At 71.7% G+C, this 22,907-nt stretch carries 24 protein-coding genes (1 of these 24 running past the window's edge); 10 read left to right on the top strand and 14 right to left on the bottom strand.

Annotation, left to right across the window (positions count from 1 at the left end):
* The 3 genes from ACLIN4_RS07885 to ACLIN4_RS07895 all read left to right on the top strand — a co-directional run.
* Nucleotides 1-636 carry the 3' portion of a sporulation protein gene (locus ACLIN4_RS07885; protein ID WP_100044920.1) on the top strand. The gene continues 147 nt to the left of window position 1, outside the view, so the window shows 636 of its 783 coding nt (coding positions 148-783); its start codon lies beyond the left edge, outside the window; the stop codon is at nt 634-636.
* Nucleotides 637-685: 49 nt separating this feature from the next.
* Nucleotides 686-1,225 (top strand): YbhB/YbcL family Raf kinase inhibitor-like protein, encoded by a 540-nt coding sequence (locus tag ACLIN4_RS07890; RefSeq protein WP_107478407.1) that lies wholly within the window; start codon nt 686-688, stop codon nt 1,223-1,225.
* Nucleotides 1,226-1,424: 199 nt separating this feature from the next.
* Nucleotides 1,425-1,931: an HNH endonuclease gene (locus ACLIN4_RS07895; protein WP_019329390.1), complete on the top strand. Its 507-nt coding sequence runs from the start codon at nt 1,425-1,427 to the stop codon at nt 1,929-1,931.
* Between the two features lie 52 nt (nt 1,932-1,983).
* On the opposite strand, the gene ACLIN4_RS07900 is transcribed toward ACLIN4_RS07895, so the two are convergent.
* The 3 genes from ACLIN4_RS07900 to ACLIN4_RS07910 form a co-directional block, all read right to left on the bottom strand.
* Nucleotides 1,984-2,943, bottom strand: coding sequence for an SPFH domain-containing protein (locus tag ACLIN4_RS07900; RefSeq protein WP_107478406.1), 960 nt, complete (start codon nt 2,941-2,943; stop codon nt 1,984-1,986).
* A gap of 155 nt (nt 2,944-3,098) precedes the next feature.
* Nucleotides 3,099-3,533, bottom strand: coding sequence for an NfeD family protein (locus ACLIN4_RS07905; RefSeq protein WP_269958216.1), 435 nt, complete (start codon nt 3,531-3,533; stop codon nt 3,099-3,101).
* Nucleotides 3,534-3,586: 53 nt separating this feature from the next.
* Nucleotides 3,587-4,384, bottom strand: a complete 798-nt coding sequence (locus tag ACLIN4_RS07910) for an ABC transporter ATP-binding protein (protein ID WP_107478404.1) — start codon at nt 4,382-4,384, stop codon at nt 3,587-3,589.
* Between the two features lie 154 nt (nt 4,385-4,538).
* On the opposite strand from ACLIN4_RS07910, the gene ACLIN4_RS07915 reads away from it, so the two are divergent.
* A complete protein-coding gene (locus tag ACLIN4_RS07915) occupies nt 4,539-5,327 on the top strand; it encodes a hypothetical protein (RefSeq protein ID WP_289909611.1) in 789 nt (262 codons plus the stop codon).
* 207 nt (nt 5,328-5,534) lie between these two features.
* On the opposite strand, the gene chpE is transcribed toward ACLIN4_RS07915, so the two are convergent.
* The 3 genes from chpE to ACLIN4_RS07930 form a co-directional block, all read right to left on the bottom strand.
* Nucleotides 5,535-5,780, bottom strand: a complete 246-nt coding sequence (chpE, locus tag ACLIN4_RS07920; protein ID WP_100044926.1) for a chaplin ChpE — start codon at nt 5,778-5,780, stop codon at nt 5,535-5,537.
* A gap of 157 nt (nt 5,781-5,937) precedes the next feature.
* On the bottom strand, nt 5,938-6,579 hold the full coding sequence (locus ACLIN4_RS07925; protein WP_107478402.1) for a response regulator: 642 nt from the start codon (nt 6,577-6,579) through the stop codon (nt 5,938-5,940).
* On the bottom strand, nt 6,572-7,717 hold the full coding sequence (locus tag ACLIN4_RS07930) for a GAF domain-containing sensor histidine kinase (protein ID WP_289909614.1): 1,146 nt from the start codon (nt 7,715-7,717) through the stop codon (nt 6,572-6,574). Before ACLIN4_RS07930 ends, ACLIN4_RS07925 begins: the two co-directional genes overlap by 8 nt.
* A 217-nt stretch (nt 7,718-7,934) precedes the next feature.
* On the opposite strand from ACLIN4_RS07930, the gene ACLIN4_RS07935 reads away from it, so the two are divergent.
* From ACLIN4_RS07935 to ACLIN4_RS07945, 3 genes are all read left to right on the top strand, one after another.
* The gene (locus ACLIN4_RS07935) at nt 7,935-8,633 is read left to right on the top strand and encodes an SDR family NAD(P)-dependent oxidoreductase (RefSeq protein ID WP_307653022.1); all 699 of its coding nucleotides are present in this window, start codon (nt 7,935-7,937) and stop codon (nt 8,631-8,633) included.
* Nucleotides 8,630-9,673: an S-adenosylmethionine:tRNA ribosyltransferase-isomerase gene (locus ACLIN4_RS07940; protein WP_289909617.1), complete on the top strand. Its 1,044-nt coding sequence runs from the start codon at nt 8,630-8,632 to the stop codon at nt 9,671-9,673. Before ACLIN4_RS07935 ends, ACLIN4_RS07940 begins: the two co-directional genes overlap by 4 nt.
* 354 nt (nt 9,674-10,027) lie before the next feature.
* A complete protein-coding gene (locus ACLIN4_RS07945; RefSeq protein ID WP_107478400.1) occupies nt 10,028-10,732 on the top strand; it encodes a transglycosylase SLT domain-containing protein in 705 nt (234 codons plus the stop codon).
* 119 nt (nt 10,733-10,851) lie between these two features.
* Here the strand turns inward: ACLIN4_RS07945 and ACLIN4_RS07950 are convergent, their stop codons facing one another.
* Nucleotides 10,852-13,422: an FHA domain-containing protein gene (locus ACLIN4_RS07950; RefSeq protein WP_381944660.1), complete on the bottom strand. Its 2,571-nt coding sequence runs from the start codon at nt 13,420-13,422 to the stop codon at nt 10,852-10,854.
* Between the two features lie 240 nt (nt 13,423-13,662).
* Between ACLIN4_RS07950 and ACLIN4_RS07955 the strand changes: the two genes are divergently transcribed.
* Both ACLIN4_RS07955 and serB read left to right on the top strand, forming a co-directional pair.
* A complete protein-coding gene (locus ACLIN4_RS07955; protein ID WP_411575614.1) occupies nt 13,663-15,753 on the top strand; it encodes a streptophobe family protein in 2,091 nt (696 codons plus the stop codon).
* 419 nt (nt 15,754-16,172) lie between these two features.
* Nucleotides 16,173-17,417, top strand: a complete 1,245-nt coding sequence (gene serB / locus ACLIN4_RS07960) for a phosphoserine phosphatase SerB (RefSeq protein ID WP_100044931.1) — start codon at nt 16,173-16,175, stop codon at nt 17,415-17,417.
* Between the two features lie 176 nt (nt 17,418-17,593).
* Here serB and ACLIN4_RS07965 read toward each other — a convergent pair whose 3' ends face one another.
* The 4 genes from ACLIN4_RS07965 to ACLIN4_RS07980 form a co-directional block, all read right to left on the bottom strand.
* Nucleotides 17,594-18,112 (bottom strand): SixA phosphatase family protein, encoded by a 519-nt coding sequence (locus ACLIN4_RS07965; protein WP_100044932.1) that lies wholly within the window; start codon nt 18,110-18,112, stop codon nt 17,594-17,596.
* 94 nt (nt 18,113-18,206) lie between these two features.
* The gene (locus ACLIN4_RS07970; protein WP_100044933.1) at nt 18,207-18,413 is read right to left on the bottom strand and encodes a hypothetical protein; all 207 of its coding nucleotides are present in this window, start codon (nt 18,411-18,413) and stop codon (nt 18,207-18,209) included.
* A 173-nt stretch (nt 18,414-18,586) separates the two neighbouring features.
* A complete protein-coding gene (locus tag ACLIN4_RS07975) occupies nt 18,587-18,703 on the bottom strand; it encodes an SGM_5486 family transporter-associated protein (protein WP_019329374.1) in 117 nt (38 codons plus the stop codon).
* Nucleotides 18,704-18,750: 47 nt separating this feature from the next.
* Nucleotides 18,751-20,151: a CynX/NimT family MFS transporter gene (locus ACLIN4_RS07980; RefSeq protein ID WP_179342521.1), complete on the bottom strand. Its 1,401-nt coding sequence runs from the start codon at nt 20,149-20,151 to the stop codon at nt 18,751-18,753.
* Between the two features lie 58 nt (nt 20,152-20,209).
* Between ACLIN4_RS07980 and ACLIN4_RS07985 the strand changes: the two genes are divergently transcribed.
* Nucleotides 20,210-20,887 carry a FadR/GntR family transcriptional regulator gene (locus ACLIN4_RS07985; RefSeq protein ID WP_100044934.1) on the top strand — a complete coding sequence of 226 codons (678 nt, stop codon included), beginning with the start codon at nt 20,210-20,212 and terminating at the stop codon, nt 20,885-20,887.
* Here ACLIN4_RS07985 and ACLIN4_RS07990 read toward each other — a convergent pair whose 3' ends face one another.
* From ACLIN4_RS07990 to fabG, 3 genes are all read right to left on the bottom strand, one after another.
* Nucleotides 20,888-21,256: a hypothetical protein gene (locus ACLIN4_RS07990; protein ID WP_411575615.1), complete on the bottom strand. Its 369-nt coding sequence runs from the start codon at nt 21,254-21,256 to the stop codon at nt 20,888-20,890. It lies immediately after the preceding gene.
* Nucleotides 21,257-21,428: 172 nt separating this feature from the next.
* Nucleotides 21,429-22,196 carry an enoyl-ACP reductase FabI gene (fabI, locus tag ACLIN4_RS07995; protein ID WP_107478395.1) on the bottom strand — a complete coding sequence of 256 codons (768 nt, stop codon included), beginning with the start codon at nt 22,194-22,196 and terminating at the stop codon, nt 21,429-21,431.
* A 5-nt stretch (nt 22,197-22,201) separates the two neighbouring features.
* Nucleotides 22,202-22,906 (bottom strand): 3-oxoacyl-[acyl-carrier-protein] reductase, encoded by a 705-nt coding sequence (fabG, locus tag ACLIN4_RS08000; RefSeq protein ID WP_100044937.1) that lies wholly within the window; start codon nt 22,904-22,906, stop codon nt 22,202-22,204.
* Nucleotide 22,907: the final 1 nt, after the last annotated feature.

The raw sequence follows: 22,907 nt of genomic DNA on the forward strand, positions 1-22,907 counted from the left end.
CTGTCGGTGGGGCTCCAGGCCAAGGTCGAGGTGGAGAGCGGCGACCAGGAGTACAAGCAGGACATCGAGTTCACGAAGAGCCGGCTCGGCGGTGCCTTCGAGCTGAAGGCGAACGCGGTGCACGCCGTGCAGTTCGGACTCGAGATCCCGTGGGAGACGCCGATCACCATGATCGACGGGCAGGCGCTGCGCGGTATGAACATCGGCGTCACCACGGAGCTGGAGATCGCCCGCGCGGTGGACTCCGGCGACCTGGACCCGATCAACGTGCACCCGCTCCCCGCGCAGAAGGCGATCCTGGACGCGTTCATCGGGCTGGGCTTCCGCTTCAAGAACGCGGACATGGAACGCGGCCACATCCGGGGTACGCGGCAGAAGCTGCCCTTCTACCAGGAGATCGAGTTCTTCCCGCCGCAGCAGTACCGGGGGCTGAACCAGGTCGAGCTGAGCTTCGTGGCCGACGCCCAGGCCATGGACGTCGTGCTGGAGATGGACAAGAAGCCGGGCCTGTTCAGCGAGGGCAGCGACACGTTCCGTTCCTTCAAGGTGGGGCTGGACGACTACCAGGGGACCGACTGGACCGCGTACCTCAACCAGTGGCTGTCCGAGGTCGGCAGCAAGCGGAACTGGTTCTGAGGGTTCTAGGCTCGGACACCACTGCACCAGACGATCAGGAGGTACCGAGGTGACCGAGCTCAAGCGGCGTCCGCTTCCCCATGACTTCCACCCGCCCGTGGCGTCGTTCACGGTCACGAGTGAGGACGTCCAGGAGGGGGCGACGCTCAAGGACGCTCAGGTCTACGCGGCCGGTAACACCTCGCCGCATCTGCGGTGGGAGGGCTTCCCGGCCGAGACCAAGAGCTTCGCCGTGACGTGCTACGACCCGGACGCCCCGACGGGGAGCGGTTTCTGGCACTGGGTGGTGTTCGACATCCCGGCATCGGTGACCGAGCTGCCGGTGGGCGCGGGCAGCGGCAAGTTCGAGGGCCTGCCGGAGGGTGCCGTACAGGCGCGCAACGACTACGGGACGAAGGAGTTCGGCGGTGCCGCGCCGCCGGCCGGCGACGGGCCGCACCGGTACGTGTTCACGGTGTACGCCGTGGACCAGGAGAAGCTGGGTCCGGACGCCGAGGCGACGCCTGCCTTCGTCGGCTTCAACCTGCGGTTCCACACGATCGGCCGGGCGCAGTTGATCGGTGAGTACGAGGTGCCTGCCGAAGGCTGAGTGTTCCGAGCGTTCACGGAACGTTTGCCCGCCCCTGGTCTTGGAATGGATCAGGGGCGGGCATTTTTGTTGCGGGGGTGGTGGGGGGAGATACCCCCCTCGGAGCAGCAGATATTGCGTTGTCCATCTCGGCGTGCCCGGCCAGAGTTGATCCCAGCCCGCCAGGGGGTGGGCCGGTGCACACGGGAGGTGGGCTGGTATGCGGGACACGCTGGTACTGAACGCGAGCTTCGAGCCGTTGTCGACGGTGACGCTGAATCGAGCCGTCGTTCTGGTGCTCCAGGACAAGGCCGTCGTCGAACAGGCCCACCCCTCCCTGCGGATGCGCGGAGCCGCGCTCGACATGCCGGCGCCCCGGGTGATCAGGCTGTGCCAATACGTACGGGTGCCCTTTCGAAGACGCGCTCCGTGGTCGCGGCGGGGTGTGCTGGTCCGGGACCGGCACCGGTGCGCGTACTGCGGAAGGCGGGCGACGACCGTGGACCACGTGGTGCCGCGGTCGCACGGTGGGCAGGACACGTGGCTGAACACGGTGGCCTCGTGCGCGGAGGACAATCACCGCAAGGCGAATCGGACGCCTGAGCAGGCGGGGATGCCGTTGCTGCGGGAGCCGTTCGAGCCGACTCCCGCCGATGCGATGTTGCTGGCGCTGGCCAGGGACGACCTTGAGGCGCTGCCGGATTGGTTGGTACTGGACGCGGCGTGAGGATGCGCCGTAGGAGCTGATGTTCGTCGCTGACTGCTGGTTCGTGGTGGCTCTAGTCGATGGACGGCTTCTCGCGGCGTTCCTGGGCGGGGACGCTCGCGCCGCCGTTGCCGGTGCCGCTGCCCGAACCGCCGCCCAGGCCGCCGATGTTGCCCATGGCGCCGGAGAGGCCCTTGAGGGCGTCGCCGATCTCGCTCGGGACGATCCAGAGCTTGTTGGCGTCGCCCTCCGCGATCTTCGGGAGCATCTGGAGGTACTGGTAGGAGAGCAGCTTCTGGTCCGGGTCGCCGGCGTGGATGGCCTCGAAGACCGTGCGGACGGCCTGGGCCTCGCCCTCGGCGCGCAGGGCGGCGGCCTTGGCCTCACCCTCGGCGCGCAGGATCTGGGACTGCTTCTCGCCCTCGGCGCGCAGGATCTCGGACTGACGGACACCTTCGGCCTGGAGGATCGCGGCGCGCTTGTCGCGGTCGGCGCGCATCTGCTTCTCCATCGAGTCCTGGATGGAGGTGGGCGGTTCGATGGCCTTGAGCTCGACGCGGTTGACGCGGATGCCCCACTTGCCGGTGGCCTCGTCGAGGACGCCGCGCAGGGCCGCGTTGATCTCCTCGCGCGAGGTGAGGGTGCGTTCCAGGTCCATGCCGCCGATGATGTTGCGGAGTGTGGTGACGGTGAGCTGCTCGATGGCCTGGATGTAGCTGGCGACCTCGTAGGTCGCGGCGCGGGCGTCGGTCACCTGGTAGTAGATGACGGTGTCGATGTTGACGACCAGGTTGTCCTGGGTGATGACCGGCTGCGGCGGGAAGGGGACGACCTGTTCACGCAGGTCGATGCGGTTGCGGATGGTGTCGATGAACGGGACGACGATGTTGAGCCCCGCGTTGAGTGTCCGCGTGTAGCGGCCGAAGCGCTCGACGATGGCGGCGCTGGCCTGTGGAATGACCTGGATGGTCTTGATCAGGGCGATGAAGACCAACACCACCAGGATGATCAGAACGATGACGACCGGTCCCATAGTGGCTGTCCGTCCCCTTCTCCGCCTCGGCGCTCTGGCAGATCCTATTGACCCTGACTGTTGTGCATCTTACGGCTGTTGAGGATCTTGTTCGTCGAGTCTGACAGACCGTCGCGTGCCTCGGTGGGCGTTCGGTCCACTTGTGTCCGGCGAGGTCACATGATGATCGCCGTAGCCCCCTCGATGTCCACGACGTCCACTTCCTCGCCCGCCTCGTAGGCGCGTGCGGGGTCGAGGGCGCGCGCCGACCAGATCTCCCCGGCGAGCTTGATCCGGCCGCCCTCGGAGCCGTCGATCCGTTCCACCACGACGGCCTGTCTGCCCTTCAGGGCGTCGACGCCCGTGGCCAGTTGGGGCCGTTGGGCGCGGTGCCGGGCGGCGACGGGCCGTACGACGGCGATGAGGGCGACCGAGACGATGACGAAGACGAGTACCTGGACGACGAGGTCCGCGCCGAAGCCGGAGGCGACGGCGGCGGCGACCGCGCCGACGGCGAGCATCCCGAACTCCGGCATCGCCGTCACGACGAGCGGGATTCCGAGCCCGGCCGCGGCAACGAGCCACCACACCCATGCGTCGATGTCGTTCACATGGTCATGGTAGGTCCGGGTGACGTGCCGGGGACAGGGCGCACGGGGGGCGGTCAGGACAGCGGGAGCCCCTGCGCGGTCCAGCGGTCGCCGACCTGCTCGACGACGAGCGGGAGCCCGAAGCAGAGGGAGAGGTTGCGGGAGGTCAGTTCGAGCTCCAGCGGGCCCGCGGCCAGGACCTTGCCCTGACGGATCATCAGGACGTGGGTGAAGCCCGGGGCGATCTCCTCGACGTGGTGGGTGACCATGATCATCGACGGGGCGATCGGGTCGCGGGCGAGGCGGCCGAGGCGGCGGACGAGGTCCTCGCGCCCGCCGAGGTCGAGGCCGGCGGCCGGCTCGTCCAGGAGCAGCAGCTCGGGGTCGGTCATCAGGGCGCGGGCGATCAGGGTGCGCTTGCGCTCGCCCTCGGAGAGCGTGCCGAACTTCCGGTCCAGGTACTCGGTCATGCCGAGGCGGTCGAGGAAGGCGCGGGCGCGCTGCTCGTCGATGTCCTCGTACTGCTCCTGCCAGCCGGCGGTCATGCCGTAGGCGGCGGTGAGGACGGTCTGCAGGACGGTCTGGCGCTTGGGCAGCTTGTCGGCCATCGCGATGCCGGCCATGCCGATGCGCGGGCGCAGCTCGAAGACGTCGGTGCCGGGCTTGCCGAGGGTCTCACCGAGGACGGTGGCGGTGCCCTTGCTGGGGTAGAGGTAGCTGGAGGCGACGTTGAGGAGGGTGGTCTTGCCGGCGCCGTTGGGGCCGAGGATGACCCAGCGCTCACCCTCCTTCACCGACCAGGAGACCTGGTCCACCAGAGCCCGGCCCTCGCGGACCACGGATACGTCCTGAAGCTCCAGAACATCGCTCATGAGCGCGTTGTCTCCCCTTGCAGTGTGGCCGGTTCCGGCTGTCGCGTACGCCTGTGGGCTCGGGTCGCCGCGCCGGTGGGCGCAGGCCCCTCCAGGAAATCTACGCCACCGGTCGGCTTCGCCGTTCCATCGGTCCGGTCCTTAGGGTGGGGGCATGCTCTCGGAACCACGCGCAGGGCGCCTTGCCGCCTGGGGAAATGCCCTTATTGCCGGAATGGTCTCACCGGACGAAGCCGCGATCGCGATCGTGGGCGAGGACGCGGTGCACCGGGTGGCGGGGCTGCCGGGGGAATCGGCTCCGGTCGGTCTCACGCTGGCGCTGGGGCGGCTGCGCGCGCTCGGGGCGAGGGGGCTGCGGGTCGCGCTGCCCGCGCCGGGACATCCGCTGGGGCTGAGCGGGCCGCCGGAGTTCAACGCGCGTGCGCTGGAGGCGGAGGAGGCGGTGGTCTGTCACGGGGCGGCGCTCGGGCTGGTGCCGGAGGTGTACGAGGCCGGGCCCGAGGGTGACGTGCACGTCGAAGTGGTCTGGCACTGTCTGGCGGTGCGGGAGGCGCCGCCGGCGGACGTGCCGTCGCTCGGGGAGGCCGAGCGGGAGCTGGCGGAGGCGTTGCGGGACGCGACGGAGATGCTGACGCGGCTGGACGTCGCCGGGTCGGGGCCGGTGGCGGAGGCGGCGGTCGCGGCGTACCGGGCGCGGGCCGAGCGGGGGCGGGAGGTGCTGGCGCCGGGGTATCCGCCGCGGGCAGTGCGGGTGCTGGAGTTGGCTCAGCGGGTGGGGATGCTGATTTCGCTGGCGTACGAGAACGGGCACGGGGGTGCGGTGAGTGCGTCCGAGATGGCGGCGCGCGGGGAGGTGTTGCGGCCGGTGGAGCGGACGGCTCGGCGGGCGCAGGTGGCCGCGTACAACTCCGTTGTGGAGGAGCGGGAGAAGGGGGTGCGGTGACTGGCTGCCTGACCCGTGCCCCACGTTCGTGTGAGCGTCTTGGGGCCTGCGCCCCCAGACCCCCGCTTTCGGCCTGAACGGCCTCGTCCTCAAACGCCGGACGGGCTGTATTGACCGACCGCCGTCATGCGGTTTGCGCCCATGACGGCGACCGGCCTCCCGGGTGGGGCCGGGAGGCCGGAGGTCCGTGGGTCCTGGTGACCTGGGTCAGTGGTTGACGCCCAGGTTGCCGAAGGCCGGGTTCAGGACGCCGATGACGTTGACGCTGTTGCCGACGGCGTTCACCGGGATGTGGACCGGCGCCTGGACGACGTTGCCGGAGGCGACGCCCGGGGAACCGATGGCCTCGCCGTGGGCGACGGAGCCGTCGGTGGCGGAGGCCATGCCCGCGCCGGCGGCGATCAGCCCGCCGGCCACCATCGTCACGGCCGCTGCCTTCTTCAGGTTCTTCACTTACAAGCCCTCCTCGCGATCGCCGCGGCAGTCGCCGCGGCACGCACTGGAGAACGGCCGGGCGCCGGAGAGGATGCGCCATCCGGGGGACATTCCCACGACGGTATGAATCTCGCACCGGAGGGGAACCCTCCGGGTTGCCGCCGCGTAAGCGGGCTCAGCCGGCGGCTCCGTGGCGCACGGCCCACAGCGCGGCCTGGGTGCGGTCCGCGAGGTCGAGCTTCATCAGGATGTTCGAAACGTGGGTCTTCACGGTCTTCTCGGACAGGACGAGGGCGCGCGCGATCTCGCGGTTGGAGCGGCCGTCCGCTATCAGGCCCAGCACCTCCCGCTCCCGCTCCGTGAGGGAGCCCCCTCTGCCCTGGCCGGGGGTGCTCTCCTCCTGGGACAGCAGGGCGCCCGCGACCTCTGGCTGTAGCAGGACGTGACCGGCGTGGACGGAGCGGATGGCGCCCGCCAGCGCGTCGGGGTCGACGTCCTTGTAGACGTAACCGGCGGCTCCCGCACGCAGGGCCGGGACCACGGTGCGCTGCTCGGTGAAGCTGGTGACGATCAGCACGCGCGCGTGGTTCTCCAGCTCGCGGAGCCTGCGCAGCGCGTCCACGCCGTCCATGCCCGGCATCTTGACGTCCATGAGGATCACGTCGGGTTTCAGCTCCTCGGCGCGGTCGACTCCCTCGGCGCCGTCCGCGGCCTCCCCCACCACCTCGATGTCGTCCTGCACCTCCAGGAAGGTGCGCAGACCCCGGCGGACCACCTGGTGGTCGTCGACGAGCAGCACCTTGATTGCGTCAGCCACCGGGGACCTCCATCTCGATCGTGGTGCCCTTGCCGGGCGCCGATTCCACGGTCAGCGTGCCGCCGACGCCGTTCGCCCGGTCCCGCATCGAGACCAGGCCCAGGTGGCGTCCCGCGCGGCGCACCGTGCGCGGGTCGAAGCCCCTGCCGTCGTCGGTGACCCGCAGCACCGCTCCGGTGCCGCGCCGGAGCAGCGTCACGTCTACGTGGTCCGCGGCGGCGTGGCGCAGGGCGTTGTGAAGCGCTTCCTGGGCCACGCGCAGCAGCGCTTCCTCCTGGGCGGCGGGCAGTGCCTTGACCCCGTGGCCGGCGAAGGTCACGCGCGCGGTGTGGGCGCGGTCGAGGACCTGGACCTGGGTACGGAGGGTGGCGACGAGGCCGTCCTCGTCCAGGGCGGCGGGGCGCAGCTCGACGACGGCGGCGCGCAGTTCGTCGGCGGCCTCGGCGGCGAGCGCCGCGACCTGTTGGAGCTCTCCCTTGGCCCGCGCGGGGTCGCGGTCGACCAGGGTGGCGGCGGCCTGGGCGGTCAGGCGCAGGGAGAACAGCTTCTGGCTGACCGCGTCGTGCAGTTCGTGGGCGAGGCGGGAGCGTTCCTCGGCGATGGTCAGCTCGCGGCTGCGTTCGTACAGCCGGGCGTTGGTGAGGGCGATGGCGGCGTGCTGGGCGAGGATGCCCAGCAGTTCCTCGTCGTCCGCCGTGAAGCCGCAGCCGCCGGCCGGCTTCGGACAGTTCTTGTTGGCCAGGAACAGCGCGCCCATGACCTCGTCGCCGTCCCGGATCGGCAGGCCCAGGAAGTCGACCAGGTCGGGATGGGCGGAGGGCCAGCCCTCGAAGCGGGGGTCCTCTCGGACGTCGGCGAGGCGCTCGGGGGTGGCCTCGTGCAGCATCGCGGCGAGGATGCCGTGCTGGCGGGGCAGGGGGCCGATGGCCTTCCACTGCTCGTCGCTGACGCCGTCGACGACGAACTGGGCGAAGCCGCCGTGGTCGTCGGGGACGCCGAGGGCGGCGTACTGCGCGTCGAGCAGCTCGCGGGCCGAGGCGACGATCGTCTTGAGGACGTCGCGCACCTCGAGGTGCCTGCTCATGGCCAGCAGCGCGGAACTGACCGCCGCGAGGCCGGACCGGGGGCCGTGACTCATGTCCTCACGGTACCGGCGGGGTGCGGCGGCGGGATCGGCCCTGTGGACGCCGTCGCCTAGGGCGGTGGGCCTAGGACCGCGGTCCCGTCCGCCTGTCCTAGGCCGAAGGACCCCGCGCGGTTGCGGCCCGTGCCCGAGGCGGCCTGAGGCGCCCGGTTCCTACGTTGAGGCCACGCCGTTCCGATCCGGAGGCGTGGACGACGAGGGGACGTGTGTCATGCCGGTTGCGATCATCACGGGAGCTTCGAAGGGACTGGGGAGGGCGCTCGCCGAGGCCCTGGCGGCGCGGAGCTGGGACCTGGTGCTGGACGCCAGGACGCCGGACCCGCTCAAGGAGACGGCGGTGGCGCTGGAGGCGTACGGCGCGCGCGTGGCGGCGCTGCCCGGTGACGTCACGGACGCCGGGCACCGGGCCGGTCTGGTCGCGGCGGCCCGGCGGCTGGGCGGGGTGGATCTGCTGGTCAGCAACGCGAGCGCGCTGGGAGTCGAGCCTCTGGTGCGGCTGGAGGAGCTGCCGCTCGACGGGCTGCGGCGGGCGCTAGAGGTGAACGTCGTGGCGGCGCTGGGCCTGGTGCAGGAGGCGCTGCCGTTGCTGCGGGCCGCCCGTGAGGGCGCGGTGCTCGCGGTCAGCTCGGATGCCGCGTCGGAGGCGTACGAGACGTGGGGCGGCTACGGGGCGTCCAAGGCGGCCCTGGACCAGCTGGTGGCGGTGCTGGGCGTGGAGGAGCCGGGGCTGCGGGTCTGGGCGGTCGATCCGGGGGACATGGCCACCGACCTGTACGCGGCGGCCGTGCCGGATGATGACGATCCCCGGCCCGATCCGGCGAGTGTCGTACCGGCGCTGCTGCGGCTGTTGGACGAGCGGCCGGCCGGCGGCCGCTACGGGGCGTCGGCGCTGCTGGAGGGACGGCGATGACGCTGGCGGTGCGCGTCCCGGAGGAGCTGTCGGCTCGGGTGCCGGCCGAGCAGCGGGGTCCCGGGCTGGAGCGGGACGACGTACGGCTGCTGGTGTCGCGGGGCACCGAGGTGTCGCACCACGGGTTCCGGGAGCTGCCGCGGCTGCTGCGGGCGGGGGACCTGCTCGTCGTCAACACGTCGTCGACGCTGGCCGCCGCCGTGGACGGGAGGGTGGGGCACGCGCGCGTGGTGGTGCATTTCTCCACGCGTGGGGACGACGGCCGGTGGGCCGTGGAGCTGCGGGAACCCGACGGGCGCGGCACCACGCGCGCGCGTGCGGACAGCAGGGAGGGACTGGGGGTGCGGCTGCCGGGCGGCGGGCGGCTGGTGCTGGAGCGGCCGCTGAGTCCGGGTGCGGAGCGGTTGTGGTGGGCACGGGTGTCCGGCGCCCGGGTGCCGGCGCTGCTGCGGGAGCACGGGCGGCCCATTCGCTACTCCTATACGGAGCGGGACCAGCCGTTGTCGGCGTACCAGACGGTGTTCGCGCTGCCGTCCGAGGACGGAACGGGCAGTGCGGAGATGCCGAGCGCGGCGCGGCCCTTCACGGCTCGGCTGGTGGCGGAGCTGGTGAGCCGGGGGGTGCAGTTCGCGCCGGTGCGGCTGGACACGGGGGTGGCGTCGGCGGAGTCGCACGAGCCGCCGTATCCGGAACGGTTCTCGGTGCCCGAGGCGTCGGCACGGCTGATCAACGCGGCCCGAGCGGGCGACGGGCGTGTGCTGGCCGTGGGGACCACCGCCGTGCGGGCGGCGGAGTCGGCGGCGGGTGCCGACGGCGTCGTACGGGCTCGGGCGGGGTGGACCGATCTGGTCGTGACGCCGGAGCGCGGGGTGCGGGTGGTGGACGGGCTGCTGACGGGGCTGCACGAGCCGGAGGCCTCGCATCTGCTGATGCTGGAGGCGGTGGCGGGGCGGGCGGCGATCGACCGCGGGTACGAGGCGGCGGTACGCGGGGGGTACCTGTGGCACGAGTTCGGCGACGTCCATCTCCTCCTGCCGTAGGAGAGGCCTGCGCAGCCCCTTACACACTGCATTGCTTGAGCAACCAAAAGTGAGAACGGCGGGGGGTGCGTGTGAGCCCGCGCATAGGGCGCGCGTCACGTACGAAGGGGAGTAGGAGAACGACTCGTCCGTTTTGAGCGGGGCAGATGGTCCAATCTGCCCCGTTTCTCCCATCCCTGATCCACTACCTCGGATCGTACGTCACACCTTTGCCTCCGAATTTTGCGGCCGCTAAGAATTGCTTTCGTCGCTCAGCGCCGTGGGTCGTTTCCCCGCGGCGTTCGCACCGGAAACACCAACTGTCCCCACCGGACGAGAGCGACCTCCGCGCTATTCGAAGAGGTCTATCCCGCCATGCCCAAGAACATCTTCACCCGTGGTCGCAGTATTTCCCTGAACCGCAAGCACAAGATCGTGGCCGCCGGTGTCGGCACGCTCGGCGCCGCCGCCGTCGCGCTCACCGCGGTCCCGGCCAGCGGTCAGACGACCACGAGCGAGGCCGCTCCGACGGCCAAGGTGGCGTACAGCACCAAGCAGATCCAGGACGTGCACGCCGGCGTCACCGGCCAGCTCGCCGGCGCGAGCCAGAAGGTCGCCGCCATCGAGGCGAAGCAGGAGGCGGCCGCGAAGAAGGAGACCGCCGCCAAGAAGGCCGCGGCGAAGAAGGCCGCCGCCAAGCGTGAGGCGAAGCAGTCCGCCAGCCGGTCCGCCGAGCGCACCGAGGTCAAGAAGTCCTACCCGAACAACCTCGACGGCTGGATCCGCGAGGCCCGGGCCATCATGAAGAAGCACGGCATCCCCGGCTCCTACGAGGGCATCCACCGCAACATCATGCGGGAGTCCTCCGGTAACCCGAAGGCCATCAACGACTGGGACATCAACGCCATCAACGGCATCCCGTCGAAGGGCCTGCTCCAGGTCATCCCGCCGACGTTCGAGGCCTACCACGTGCCCGGCACCCCGAAGAACATCTGGGACCCGGTCGCCAACATCGTCGCCGCGTGCAACTACGCCGCGGACAAGTACGGCACCATGGACAACGTCGACAGCGCGTACTGAGGTCGGCGCGGACCTCTTCACGACGTCGCCGACGCCGCACCGTACGCCGAAGGGCGGCACCCTCCTGATGGGGTGCCGCCCTTCGGGGCGTACACAGGGGCCGACCGGGGCCCCTGCGGTCACTTCCGCATGACCTCGGGCTCGTGGCGGCGCAGGAAGCGCGCCACGAAGAAGCCGCAGATCACGCCGAGCGCGATCAGGGCGGCCATGTCCATGCCCCAGGCGCCGACGGTGTGCTCCCACAGCGGATCGGCCTCGGCGCCCTCCTCGGGCGGGCTGATCTTGTTGAAGTCCAGCGTGGCGCCGGCCGCGGCCACCGCCCAGCGCGACGGCATCAGGTACGAGAACTGGTTGACGCCGACCGCGCCGTTCAGGGCGAAGAGGCAGCCGGTGAAGACGACCTGGATGATCGCGAACATGACCAGCAGCGGCATGGTCTTCTCGGCGGTCTTCACCAGCGAGGAGATGATCAGGCCGAACATCATCGAGGTGAAGCCCAGCGCCATGATCGGCAGCGACAGCTCGACGAGGGTGAGGCCGCCGAGGACGAGGCCCTCCTCGGGGATCTCGCGGGAGGCGAAGCCGATGACGCCGACCATCAGGCCCTGGAGCACGGTGATCACACCGAGCACGAAGACCTTGGACATCAGGTACGCCGACCGGGACAGGCCGGTCGCCCGCTCCCGCTCGTAGATCACCCGTTCCTTGATCAGCTCGCGGACCGAGTTCGCGGCGCCGGCGAAGCAGGCGCCGACCGCGAGGATCAGCAGGACCGTGGTCGCCGTGCCGTTCGGGATGATGCGGCCCGCCGCGTTGGGCGGGTTGGGCAGCAGGCCCTTGTCGGCGTCGATGAGCAGGCTGACCGCGCCGAGCACCGCCGGGAGGATCACCATCAGGGCGAGGAAGCCCTTGTCGGAGACGATCACCGACACGTAGCGCCGCACCAGCGTGACGAACTGCGACATCCAGCCCTGCGGCTTCGGCGGCTTCATCCCCTGCATGGCCGGCATCTGTACGGCCTGCGGGGCGACGGCGTCGATGTCCGCGGCGTACATCTGGTAGTGCTGCGAGCCCTTCCAGCGGCCCGCCCAGTCGTAGTCGCGGTAGTTCTCGAAGGCGGAGAAGACGTCGGCCCAGGTGTCGTAGCCGAAGAAGTTCAGCGCCTCCTCGGGCGGACCGAAGTACGCCACCGAGCCGCCCGGCGCCATCACCAGCAGCTTGTCGCAGATCGCCAGCTCGGCCACCGAGTGGGTGACGACGAGGACGGTCCGGCCGTCGTCGGCGAGGCCGCGCAGCAGCTGCATGACGTCGCGGTCCATGCCCGGGTCGAGGCCGGAGGTCGGCTCGTCCAGGAAGATCAGCGACGGCTTGGTCAGCAGCTCCAGGGCGACGGAGACGCGCTTGCGCTGGCCGCCGGACAGGGACGTGACCTTCTTGTCCTTGTGGATGTCCAGCTTCAGCTCGCGCAGCACCTCGTCGATGCGGGCGTCGCGCTCGGCGGCCGTGGTGTCGGCCGGGAAACGGAGCTTGGCCGCGTACTTCAGGGCCCGCTTGACGGTCAGCTCCTTGTGCAGGATGTCGTCCTGCGGGACCAGACCGATGCGCTGGCGCAGCTCGGCGAACTGCTTGTACAGGTTCCGGTTGTCGTAGAGGACCTCGCCCTGGTCGGCGGGCCGGTAGCCGGTCAGCGCCTTGAGCAGGGTGGACTTGCCGGAGCCGGAGGGGCCGATGACCGCGATCAGCGACTTCTCGGGCACGCCGAAGGAGACGTCCTTGAGGATCTGCTTGCCGCCGTCGACCGTGACGGTCAGGTGGCGGGCGGAGAAGGACACCTCACCGGTGTCGACGAACTCCTCGAGCCGGTCCCCGACGATCCGGAACGTCGAGTGGCCGACGCCCACGATGTCGGTCGGGCCGAGCAGCTGGGAGCCGCCCTTGGCGATCGGCAGACCGTTGACGTACGTGCCGTTGTGCGAGCCGAGGTCGCGGATCTCCATGCGCCCGTCGGGCGTCGAGTGGAACTCCGCGTGGTTGCGGCTGACCTGGAGGTCTGAGACGACCAGGTCGTTCTCCAGGGCACGGCCGATGCGCATGACGCGGCCGAGCGAGAACTGGTGGAACGTGGTCGGGCTGCGGTCGCCGTACGCCGGCGGCGCCCCCGCCGCGCCACCGGAGCCCTGCTGCTGGGGGAAGTGCGGTGCGCCCTGCTGCGGCGCGGGCTGCTGCGGAGCGGCCTGCTGCGACTGCTGGTGCTGCCAGCCCGCCTGCTGCTGCCCGTGCTGCGGTGGCGCCTGCTGCTTCTGCGGCTCCTGGACAGGCACCTGCTGGGCCCAGCCCGCGTTCGCACCCTGCGCGGCGTACGGCTGCTGCTGCCCCTGCGGCGTGCCGACCGGGGCCTGCGCGCCGGTCAGGCTGACGCGCGGTCCGTCGGTGGCGTTGCCCAGGTTCAGCACCGTGCCGGCGCCGAGCTCCATGTGCTGGACGCGCTGTCCGTGTACGAAGGTGCCGTTGGTGCTGCCGTGGTCCTCGACGACCCAACTGCGGCCGTTGAAGCTGATCGTGGCGTGACGCCAGGACACCCTGGCGTCGTCGAAGACAAGTTCCCCCTGCGGATCGCGTCCGAGCGCATATGACCGGGACGGATCGAGCGTCCAGGTCTGTCCATTGGATTCCAGTACGAGTTCCGGCACTCCAAGCCCCACTGAGTTGTCCCCCGATGTACCCCCGTCGCGGGGAGTCTAGGGATGTCGAACATCGGGGGGAACTATTTCAGGCTCGGCCCCCTGACCGAAAGTCGGGCCTTGTGAAACTTGCGCAGGCGGCCATCGGCCGATCCCGTTGACGGGGTTGAAACCTGCCCGGAGAGTGGTATTCCACGCGAGGGGGACATGCGCGGCAACTGGGCCGCGCCGCGGATCGGGGGGTCTGCCATGAGCGCGTCCACGAGCGTCGGAACCGACGGATACGGCACGAGGGTGCCCTGGGGTGACGTCCTGATGTCCGCGATCGCCTCCGTGAGCTGGGCGTTGATCGGGATGGCGGGCACGGCGGCGCTCGGTCTGCACCTGCTGGGCGCGGACGCGGCGGGCTCGCTGGGCCCGATGACCGCGGCGGTCGTGGCGCTCGGTGCGGGTGGTTCGGTGTCGCCGGCCGGTGATGTGTCCGCGTTCGGGCTGGAAGGGGCACAGGCGCACACGGCCATCGAGATCACGCCACTGGGTGTGGGGCTGGTCGGTGCGCTCTTCCTGTCCTTCTTCTTCCTACGGTCCCTGCGGGCGGCCGGAGTTGTGGTCCCGCCCGCGGAACTGCTGGTGCGCGCGGGCGCGGTGGTCGCCCTGTTCGTGGCGATGCTGGGCGGGCTGGCCTGGGTGGGTCACGACGTCATCACGATCGACGGCGGTTCGCTGGGGCTGGACGACCTGCCCGGGAGTGACGGCGGGGGCGGGGGCATCGAGATTCCCGGGCTCGGGGACGTGGGCGGCATCGGGGACATCGGTGGGCTGCTCCCCGACCGCATCGACGATCTGGTCGACGCCGAGGCGGCCGTCGGCTTCACCGTCGACACCGGTCCGACGCTGCTGGGCGGGCTGGTCTGGTCCGTCGGGGTCCTGCTGATCGCGCTGCTGTCCTCGCGCCGCACCCCCCTGCCGCGCGGGTGCGAGGCGGTGCACCGGGTGGTGCGGCCGGCCGTGTCCGCCGTGGTCACGGTGGCGCTGGCGGCGGTCGCGGCCGGCTGGGCGGCTGCCGGCTGGGCGGCGATCGGCGACGACCATCCCCGGCGGATCGTCGGTGCCGCGTTGCTGGGCGCGCCGAACGGCGTGTGGCTCGGTGTTCCGCTCGGCCTGTTCGTGCCGTGGGAGGGCCGGGCCACGGGCGAGCTGGTGCGGGTGCTCCCCGATCCGCTGGACCGGCTGCTGGGCTCCGGGGCGCGGGAGACGGTCACCCTCGGGCGGCTGGCGGAGCTGGACGGGCGGGTGTGGGTGCTGGGGGCGGCGGCGGCGCTGACGATGCTGCTGGCCGGGGTGCTGACGGCGGCGCGGACACCTGTGGCGCCCGGCGAGGCGCGTTCCCCGGCGTTCGCCGTGCGGTGTGCCGTGCGACTGGGCGTGGTGACCGCGTTGACGCTGCCGCTGCTGGCCCGGCTGACGGAGGTGTCCGTGGACGCCTCGCTGTCCGTACTCGGCATCGACGCGTTCGGCGCGGGCATCGACCTGCGCGGACGGATCGGCACGGCGCTGCTGCTGGGTGCGGTGTGGGGCGCGGGGGCAGGGGCGGCCGGAGCGCTGTTGACGCGGGTGAGCAGGGCGGCGGGGGCTCGGGCGACGGTGGTGGCACGGAGTGCCGGGGTGGGGGGCCGTACTGGGGTGGTCGGGAGTGGTGGGGCTGTCGGGCGTGCTGGGGTTGTCGGAGGTGGTGCTGTCGGGGGTGGTGCTGTTGGCGCGGGTGCGGGGGACGACGGTGGGGGTGGCGGCGGCTCAGGGGCACGCGAAGGTTGGAGCGGTGGCGCGGGTGCTGGGGGTGCGGGCGGTACCGCGTACTCGGGGGCGCCGCCGGGACCGCCCCCGGGGCCGTATCGGCCGGATCCTCCGCACCGGCCGGCGGACCCCGGCGCGAATCCGTATCTGCGTCCGCGGGGCGGGGGCGGGGAGCCCGAGGACGCACGCCCGGAATGGGCGCGCACCCCGCCGCAGTCCGGTGCGGGCGGCGCGGCGGGGAGCGGCCGTCCCGGCCCCGGCGTCGATCAGCCCGGCAGCGCCGAGCGGCCGGGCGGCCAGGGAGACGGGTGGTCCGGCGGCGACCTGCGGTCCCGCAGCGGCGAGCACGGATCCGACGACGAGGACGTGTCCGGCGCCCCCACGGTCGCCGGGCCGCCGGCACCGCCGCCGGGGACGCCACGGCGGCCTCCACGTCCCGGGGAGCGGCCGGGCGGCAGGCCACCGTCCCGCTGGGGCGAGGGCCCGCCCCCTCCCCCGCCACCGCCTCCGGCACCACCGCGCCGTCCGGGGGGTGACGGCCGATGAGCGAAGGACGCCGAGGGAACGGGGCCGGGCCGTCCCCCGCACGCCGCCCCCGCGGTGACCGGCCGCCGCTGCCGACAGCCCTGCTGAGCCGGGGCCCGCCGTTCCGCCTCCACGTCTGTGCACCACCGCGCCGACCGTGACGGACCACAGGTACGCCGACGCGCCCCCGCCTCACCGCCCGCCACGGGCCGAAAAGCCACCGGGACGGCGGTCACCGCCGCACAAGCGGGAGCCAGACGCCCCGCTCGTGCCGCCCCGGCCTGTATCCCCCCGACCCGTTCCCGGCCCAGGCCGCCGAGGGGGCGCACGCGGCGGACAATGGGAGGCGCGGACGCGGGCCGGGCCCGCCGTGGGTGCCGTGTCCGTCAGGCGGACCTCGGGGGCGGGAGGCACCGGGTGCCGGATACGGTTGGAGCACCATGAGCGCTTCGCAGACCTCTGACGTTCCCACGCTTCTCGTCAAGATCTTCGGCAAGGACCGACCGGGCATCACGGCCGGCCTGTTCGACACCCTCGCCGCCTACTCCGTCGACGTGGTCGACATCGAGCAGGTCGTCACCCGTGGCCGGATCGTGCTGTGCGCACTGGTCACCGAGCCACCCCGGGGACTGGAGGGCGATCTGCGCGCGACCGTCCACAGCTGGGCGGAGTCGCTGAGGCTGCAGGCGGAGATCATCTCCGGCATCGGCGACAACCGGCCGCGCGGTCTCGGCCGCTCCCTGGTCACGGTGCTGGGCCACCCGCTCACCGCCGAGGCGACGGCCGCCATAGCGGCCCGGATCACCGAGTCCGGCAGCAACATCGACCGTATCTTCCGGCTCGCCAAGTACCCCGTGACCGCCGTCGAGTTCGCGGTGTCCGGCGTGGAGACCGAGCCGCTGCGCACCGCGCTGGCGACCGAGGCCGCGGCGCTCGGTGTGGACGTCGCGGTGGTCTCGGCCGGCCTGCACCGGCGGGCTCAGCGCCTGGTGGTGATGGACGTGGACTCCACGCTGATCCAGGACGAGGTCATCGAGCTGTTCGCCGCGCACGCCGGCTGTGAGGACAAGGTCGCCGAGGTCACGGCGGCCGCCATGCGCGGGGAGCTGGACTTCGAGCAGTCGCTGCACGCACGCGTGGCGCTGCTGGCCGGGCTGGACGCGTCGGTGGTGGAGAAGGTCCGCGGCGAGGTGCGGCTGACGCCGGGTGCCCGCACGCTGATCCGCACCTTGAAGCGGCTCGGTTACCAGGTGGGGGTCGTCTCCGGTGGCTTCACCCAGGTCACCGACGATCTGCGGGAGAAGCTGGGGCTGGACTTCGCCCAGGCCAACACGCTGGAGATCGTCGACGGGAAGCTGACCGGGCGGGTCACCGGGGAGATCGTGGACCGCGCGGGCAAGGCGCGGCTGCTGCGGCGGTTCGCCGCCGAGGCGGGCGTTCCGCTGTCGCAGACGGTGGCGATCGGTGACGGAGCCAACGACCTGGACATGCTGAACGCGGCCGGGCTCGGCGTGGCCTTCAACGCCAAGCCGGTGGTGCGCGAGGCGGCGCACACCGCGGTGAACGTGCCCTTCCTGGACACGGTCCTGTACCTGCTGGGCATCACCCGCGAGGAGGTCGAGGCGGCGGACACGCTGGACGAGGGCCTCGGCGACAGCCTGGGCCGGCCCCTCGACGGAATCTGACCGGCGCCCCGAGCGGGGCGACCGGCACCGCCCATCGGCACCTCCCGGCCGGATCGGCCGGGCTTCGTCGGCCGGGGCCGACCGGGCTGCCCCGGCCGTATCCGGTCGGCGGGCGGGCAGCCGCCGCGGCGAGGGCCCGGAACACCTGCTGCCCGGGCCGGTCGCGCGGGGTCGGATCAGTCGGTCGGCGCCCAGTAGTCGACCAGGGAGGCCACGCCCGGCTCCACGTCCTTCCAGGAACCGTCGAAGGTCAGCACGGCGAAGGCGGCGGTCGGAAAGCCGCGGCGGCCCATCCGCTCGCGGGCGTCGCCCTCGGCCGAGCCCGCCAGGATCTCGGCGAGTCCCTCCATACCCGGGTTGTGGCCGATCACCAGTACGTTCCGCAGGTCGTCGGGGGTCTCGTTGAGCACGGCGATCAGCTCGCCGGGCGAGGCCTCGTAGATCCGCTCCTCGTAGACGGTTTTCGGCCGCTGCGGGAACTCCGCGACGGCGAGCTTCCAGGTCTCGCGGGTCCGGGTCGAGGTGGAGCACAGTGCCTGGTCGAAGGGGACTCCGGTGTCCGCGAGCCGGCGTCCGGCCTCTGCGGCGTCCTTGCGGCCCCGCTCGGCGAGTGGCCGCTCGTGGTCGGCCACCTGTGGCCAGTCGGCTTTCGCATGCCGGAAGAGGACGATCCTGCGGGATTCTGCGACGCTCATGGCATCCAGCTTCGCATGAAACAGGCCACGGGGCGCAGGGAGTTGACATGCGGATTCACCCTCCGTCGGCGCGCGTGCGGGGCGCGGTGCGGCCTCAGCGTGCGATCAGCTGCCGCAGCCACTCCATGAGGTGGGCGATCGCGGGTTCGCCCGCGGCGGCGTGGGCGTCGGAGGGATTGAGTATCAGCAGGAACAGGGTCACGAAGGCGAGCACGGGCAGGGCGAGGGCCCACCAGGGCAGCCGGATGTCGACGCCGCGCCGGGTCGCCCGGGGAGGCGGGGTGTGGGTTGGGGCCGACATGAGTGCCTCCGCTGGTCTTCGGGCGTCCCTGGTCCGTGCTGCGCGGCCCGCCTGGAGCGGGCACATCTCGAAGCTACGGAATCCGCGGGCCCCAACCCATCCGGAAGTCCACCCACTTGACCCTGACCCTCACCCCCTAGGGGACGGGGGGTTAACCCCACCCTCGGGCCGTGTCACGGCGAGGCGATCGTGGCCACGATGCCGATGATCACGAAGATCGCGAGGAAGGAGCCGAAGACGATCAGCATCTTCTTCTGGCCGTGCTGCGGGTTCGGGTCGAGGACTGGCATACGGCAAGTCTCGCATCCGCCACCCGCACCCGGACCGGCGGCCCGGGTCAGCGGGCCGCCTCCTCCTCCACCGTGCGGTCGCGCCCCGCGAGGACGCCCACGATGATCTGCGGCACCATCAAGGCGCTCATCAGCGCGATCGGCAGGCCCCAGCCCCCGCTGTGCTGATAGAGCACGCCCACCAGCAGCGGGCCCGGGATGGAGATCAGGTAGCCGGTGCTCTGCGCGAAGGCGGACAGCTGGGCGACGCCCGCACCGGTCCTGGCCCGCATCCCGACCATGGTCAGCGCGAGCGGGAAGGCGCAGTTGGAGACGCCGAGGAGCAGCGCCCAGGCCCAGGCGCCGCCGGCCGGGGCGAAGTACAGGCCGGCGTATCCGGCGAGTCCGCACACGCCCAGTACGAGCACGATCGGGCCCTGGTGGGGCAGGCGGGTGGCCACGCGGGGGATGACGAAGGCGAGCGGCACGCCCATCACCATGATGACGGCGAGCAGCAGACCGGCGGTGCCGGCGGACACGCCCGCGTCCCGGAAGATCTGCGCCATCCAGCCCATGGTGATGTAGGCGGCGGTGGCCTGGAGGCCGAAGAAGACCGCGAGCGCCCAGGCCGTACGGCTGCGGGTGATGCGCAGCGCGGGTTGCTCGACCGGGCGGCCGTCGGCGTCATCACGCGGAGCGTCGGTCCCGGCGGAGTCGGCGGACGACGGCGCCTTCCGGGCCCGTACGAACGGGATCCAGGACAGGGCGGCCGCCGCACCCAGCACGGCCCACACCGCGAGGCCGGGCTGCCAGTGCCCGCCCAGCGCGTTCGTCACCGGCACGGTCGCCGCGGCGGCGATCGAGGTGCCGAAGGCGAGGGCCATGGAGTAGAGGCCGGTCATGGAGCCGACCCGGTCGGGGAAGAAGCGCTTGACGATGACCGGCATCAGTACGTTGCTGAGCGCGATGCCCATCAGGGCGAGGGCGGTGGCGGCCAGGAAGCCCGCCGTACCACCGGCGTACGGGCGTATCAGCAGACCGGCGGTGATGGCGACCATGCCGCCGAAGACCACCGCGCCGGGGCCGAAGCGGCGGGCCAGCCGCGGGGCGGCGACCCCGAAGACGGCGAAGCAGAGCGGGGGCACCGAGGTGAGCAGTCCGGCCACGCTGCCGCTCATGCCGAGTCCGTCGCGGACCTCTTCCAGGAGCGCGCCCAGGCTCGTGATGGCCGGCCGCAGGTTGACCGCGGCCAGCACGATCCCGAGGACGAGCAGACGGGTCATCCACGGCGTCCACGCGCGCGTGCCGGACGCCTGGGACGCCTCACCGGGTACCCGGGCGCCGGGCCCCGCCGGTTCACCGGTGGTCGCGGGCCGCGTGGTCCCGGTCCGTGTCTCCGTCGGCGTCTTCGTCGGCGTCTCCGTCCGTGTCTCGGTCCGGGTTTCGTCACTAGCCATGAGACCCATCATAGAATCATGGGATGATTGATTGTCCACTCGCTTGTCGACTCCCGCGTGAAGGTGAGCCATGCCCCTGAGCCATCCCCGTCGCTCGGCGCTGTCCGAGCAGGTCATCGCGGCCTTGCGGCAGCAGATCGCCTCGGGCGAGTGGCCGGTGGGCTCCCGTATCCCGACCGAGCCCGAGCTGGTCGACCAGCTCGGGGTCGCCCGTAACACGGTCCGCGAGGCGGTCCGCGCGCTGGCCCACAACGGCCTGCTGGACATCCGCCAGGGCTCGGGCACGTACGTCGTGGCGACCAGCGAGCTGGCCGGCGTGATGCAGCGCCGGTTCGCCGAGGCCGACCCGCGGCACATCGCCGAGCTGCGCTCCACCCTGGAGTCCGCCGCCGCACGGCTCGCCGCCGAGCGGCGCACGGAGAAGGACCTCAAGCAGCTCGACGCGCTCCTCGCGCGCCGTGAGGACGCCTGGCAGACGGGCGACGCGGAGGCGTACGTGACGGCGGACTCGACCTTCCACCTGGCCGTCGTGGCGGCCTCGCACAACGACGTGATGACCGCCATGTACGCGGACCTCGGGGAGGTGATGCGGGACTGGCTGCGCGTGGACGTCGGCAGCGAGCTGACGCCGGAGACGCGCATGGACCACACCCGGCTGGTCGACGCGATCCGCGCGGGGGACGCCGAGACGGCGCACGCGGAGGCCGCGGGCTACCCGTTCCAGTGCCGCACGGGCCGGATCAGCTGATCAGCTCCCCCGCGCGTGGCTGACCCAGGCCGCCCGGACCTCCTTCCAGCACCGGCCGTCCAGGCGCACGGTCTGCGCGGGACCGGCCACCACCGGGGAGGTGTCGCTGTCGAGGTCCCACCAGTGCTCGCACTCGACGTGCAGGCGCACGTGGTCGGGCCCCGGGTAGGGGTTGTGGCAGTAGGCGGTCACGTCGGACTCGTCGACGCGGACCCGGCACGCTGAGCCGAACGGCTCGGCCGAGGCGGCGTCCCCGGCCTCGCCGGCCTTCGTGACCGGCACGCGCGCGTGGGACACCGCTTCGTACGGAAGGATCAGCACGCAGGCGACGGCGAGGGCCGCTGAGGCCAGACGGTGGAGTGGACGCACAAGGGACCTCCTCGGCCGGCTGGGGAGGGGAAAGCGCGTGGTGAACTCGTACTTCAGCGTGCGTCGCGGCCGGCCCGGACGCCCGGCCGACTGAGCCGAACGGGTGACGCGCCCACGGTCACACGCCGAGGGCCCGCACCCGGGTGGATGCGGGCCCCGCGGGGGCGTCCGGTCAGGCGCCGATGGCGTGCAGACCGCCGTCCACGTGGACGATCTCGCCCGTGGTCTTCGGGAACCAGTCGCTGAGCAGCGCGACGATGCCGCGACCGGCCGGCTCGGGGTCCTTGAGGTCCCACTCCAGCGGGGACCGGCTGTCCCACACCGCGGCGAGGTCCGAGAAACCCGGGATGGACTTGGCGGCCATGGAACCGATCGGGCCCGCCGAGACCAGGTTGCAGCGGATGTTCTGCTTGCCCAGGTCACGGGCCATGTAGCGGCTGGTCGCCTCCAGCGCGGCCTTGGCCGGGCCCATCCAGTCGTACTGCGGCCAGGCGTACTGCGCGTCGAAGGTGAGGCCGACGACCGAGCCGCCGTTCTGCATCAGCGGCAGGCAGGCCATGGTCAGCGACTTCAGGGAGTACGCCGAGACGTGCATGGCCGTGGCGACCGACTCGAACGGGGTGTTGAGGAAGTTGCCGCCGAGGGCGTCCTGCGGTGCGAAGCCGATGGAGTGGACGACGCCGTCGAGGCCGCCCAGCTCCTCGCCCACGACGTCGGCCAGCCGCCCGAGGTGCTCGTCGTTGGTGACGTCGAGCTCGATGACCTTGGTGGGCTTGGGCAGCTTCTTGGCGATGCGCTCGGTCAGCGTGGGCCGCGGGAACGCGGTCAGGATGATCTCGGCGCCCTGCTCCTGGGCCAGCTTGGCGGCGTGGAAGGCGATGGAGGACTCCATCAGCACACCGGTGATCAGGACGCGCTTGCCCTCGAGAATTCCGCTCATGGTGATCAGTGACCCATTCCCAGTCCGCCGTCAACGGGGATGACGGCTCCAGTGATGTACGAGGCGTCGTCCGAGGTGAGGAACCGCACCGCCGCGGCGATCTCCTCCGGCCGCGCGTACCGCGCCAGCGGCACCTGCGCGAGGATCTTCGTCTGCTGCTCCTCGGTGAGCTCCCGGGTCATGTCGGTGTCGACGAAACCGGGCGCGACGACGTTGAAGGTGATGTTGCGCGACCCCAGCTCACGGGCGAGGGAGCGCGCGAAGCCGACCAGGGCGGCCTTGGAGGCGGCGTAGTTCGCCTGCCCCGCGGAGCCGAGGAGCCCCACCACCGACGAGATCAGCACGACGCGGCCCTTCTTGGCCCGCAGCATGCCGCGGTTGGCGCGCTTGACGACGCGGAAGGTGCCGGTGAGGTTGGTGTCGACGACGGAGGTGAAGTCCTCCTCCGTCATGCGCATCAGGAGCTGGTCCTTGGTGACGCCGGCGTTGGCGATGAGGACCTCGACGGGACCGTGCGTCTCCTCGATCTCCTTGTAGGCCTGCTCCACCTGCTCGCTGTCGGTGATGTCGCACTTGACGGCCAGGAAACCGGCGGGCGGCTCACCCGAGCGGTACGTGATCGCGACCTTGTCGCCGGCGTCGGCGAATGCGCGGGCGATGGCGAGGCCGATGCCCCGGTTGCCTCCGGTGACGAGAACCGAGCGGCTCAAC

It is taken from the genome of Streptomyces mutabilis (assembly GCF_046628145.1).
In the GTDB taxonomy this organism is placed as follows: Bacteria; Actinomycetota; Actinomycetes; order Streptomycetales; family Streptomycetaceae; genus Streptomyces; species Streptomyces mutabilis.

What these genes read in the sequence shown, in the direction of transcription:
- ACLIN4_RS07895 (WP_019329390.1), top strand. Translation starts at nt 1,425, where the DNA reads ATGCGGGACACGCTGGTACTGAACGCGAGCTTCGAGCCGTTGTCGACG.
- ACLIN4_RS07900 (WP_107478406.1), bottom strand. Translation starts at nt 2,943, where the DNA reads ATGGGACCGGTCGTCATCGTTCTGATCATCCTGGTGGTGTTGGTCTTC.
- ACLIN4_RS07910 (WP_107478404.1), bottom strand. Translation starts at nt 4,384, where the DNA reads ATGAGCGATGTTCTGGAGCTTCAGGACGTATCCGTGGTCCGCGAGGGC.
- ACLIN4_RS07915 (WP_289909611.1), top strand. Translation starts at nt 4,539, where the DNA reads ATGCTCTCGGAACCACGCGCAGGGCGCCTTGCCGCCTGGGGAAATGCC.
- ACLIN4_RS07930 (WP_289909614.1), bottom strand. Translation starts at nt 7,717, where the DNA reads ATGAGTCACGGCCCCCGGTCCGGCCTCGCGGCGGTCAGTTCCGCGCTG.
- ACLIN4_RS07935 (WP_307653022.1), top strand. Translation starts at nt 7,935, where the DNA reads ATGCCGGTTGCGATCATCACGGGAGCTTCGAAGGGACTGGGGAGGGCG.
- ACLIN4_RS07940 (WP_289909617.1), top strand. Translation starts at nt 8,630, where the DNA reads ATGACGCTGGCGGTGCGCGTCCCGGAGGAGCTGTCGGCTCGGGTGCCG.
- ACLIN4_RS07945 (WP_107478400.1), top strand. Translation starts at nt 10,028, where the DNA reads ATGCCCAAGAACATCTTCACCCGTGGTCGCAGTATTTCCCTGAACCGC.
- ACLIN4_RS07955 (WP_411575614.1), top strand. Translation starts at nt 13,663, where the DNA reads ATGAGCGCGTCCACGAGCGTCGGAACCGACGGATACGGCACGAGGGTG.
- serB (WP_100044931.1), top strand. Translation starts at nt 16,173, where the DNA reads ATGAGCGCTTCGCAGACCTCTGACGTTCCCACGCTTCTCGTCAAGATC.
- ACLIN4_RS07965 (WP_100044932.1), bottom strand. Translation starts at nt 18,112, where the DNA reads ATGAGCGTCGCAGAATCCCGCAGGATCGTCCTCTTCCGGCATGCGAAA.
- ACLIN4_RS07970 (WP_100044933.1), bottom strand. Translation starts at nt 18,413, where the DNA reads ATGTCGGCCCCAACCCACACCCCGCCTCCCCGGGCGACCCGGCGCGGC.
- ACLIN4_RS07975 (WP_019329374.1), bottom strand. Translation starts at nt 18,703, where the DNA reads ATGCCAGTCCTCGACCCGAACCCGCAGCACGGCCAGAAGAAGATGCTG.
- ACLIN4_RS07980 (WP_179342521.1), bottom strand. Translation starts at nt 20,151, where the DNA reads ATGATGGGTCTCATGGCTAGTGACGAAACCCGGACCGAGACACGGACG.
- ACLIN4_RS07985 (WP_100044934.1), top strand. Translation starts at nt 20,210, where the DNA reads ATGCCCCTGAGCCATCCCCGTCGCTCGGCGCTGTCCGAGCAGGTCATC.
- fabI (WP_107478395.1), bottom strand. Translation starts at nt 22,196, where the DNA reads ATGAGCGGAATTCTCGAGGGCAAGCGCGTCCTGATCACCGGTGTGCTG.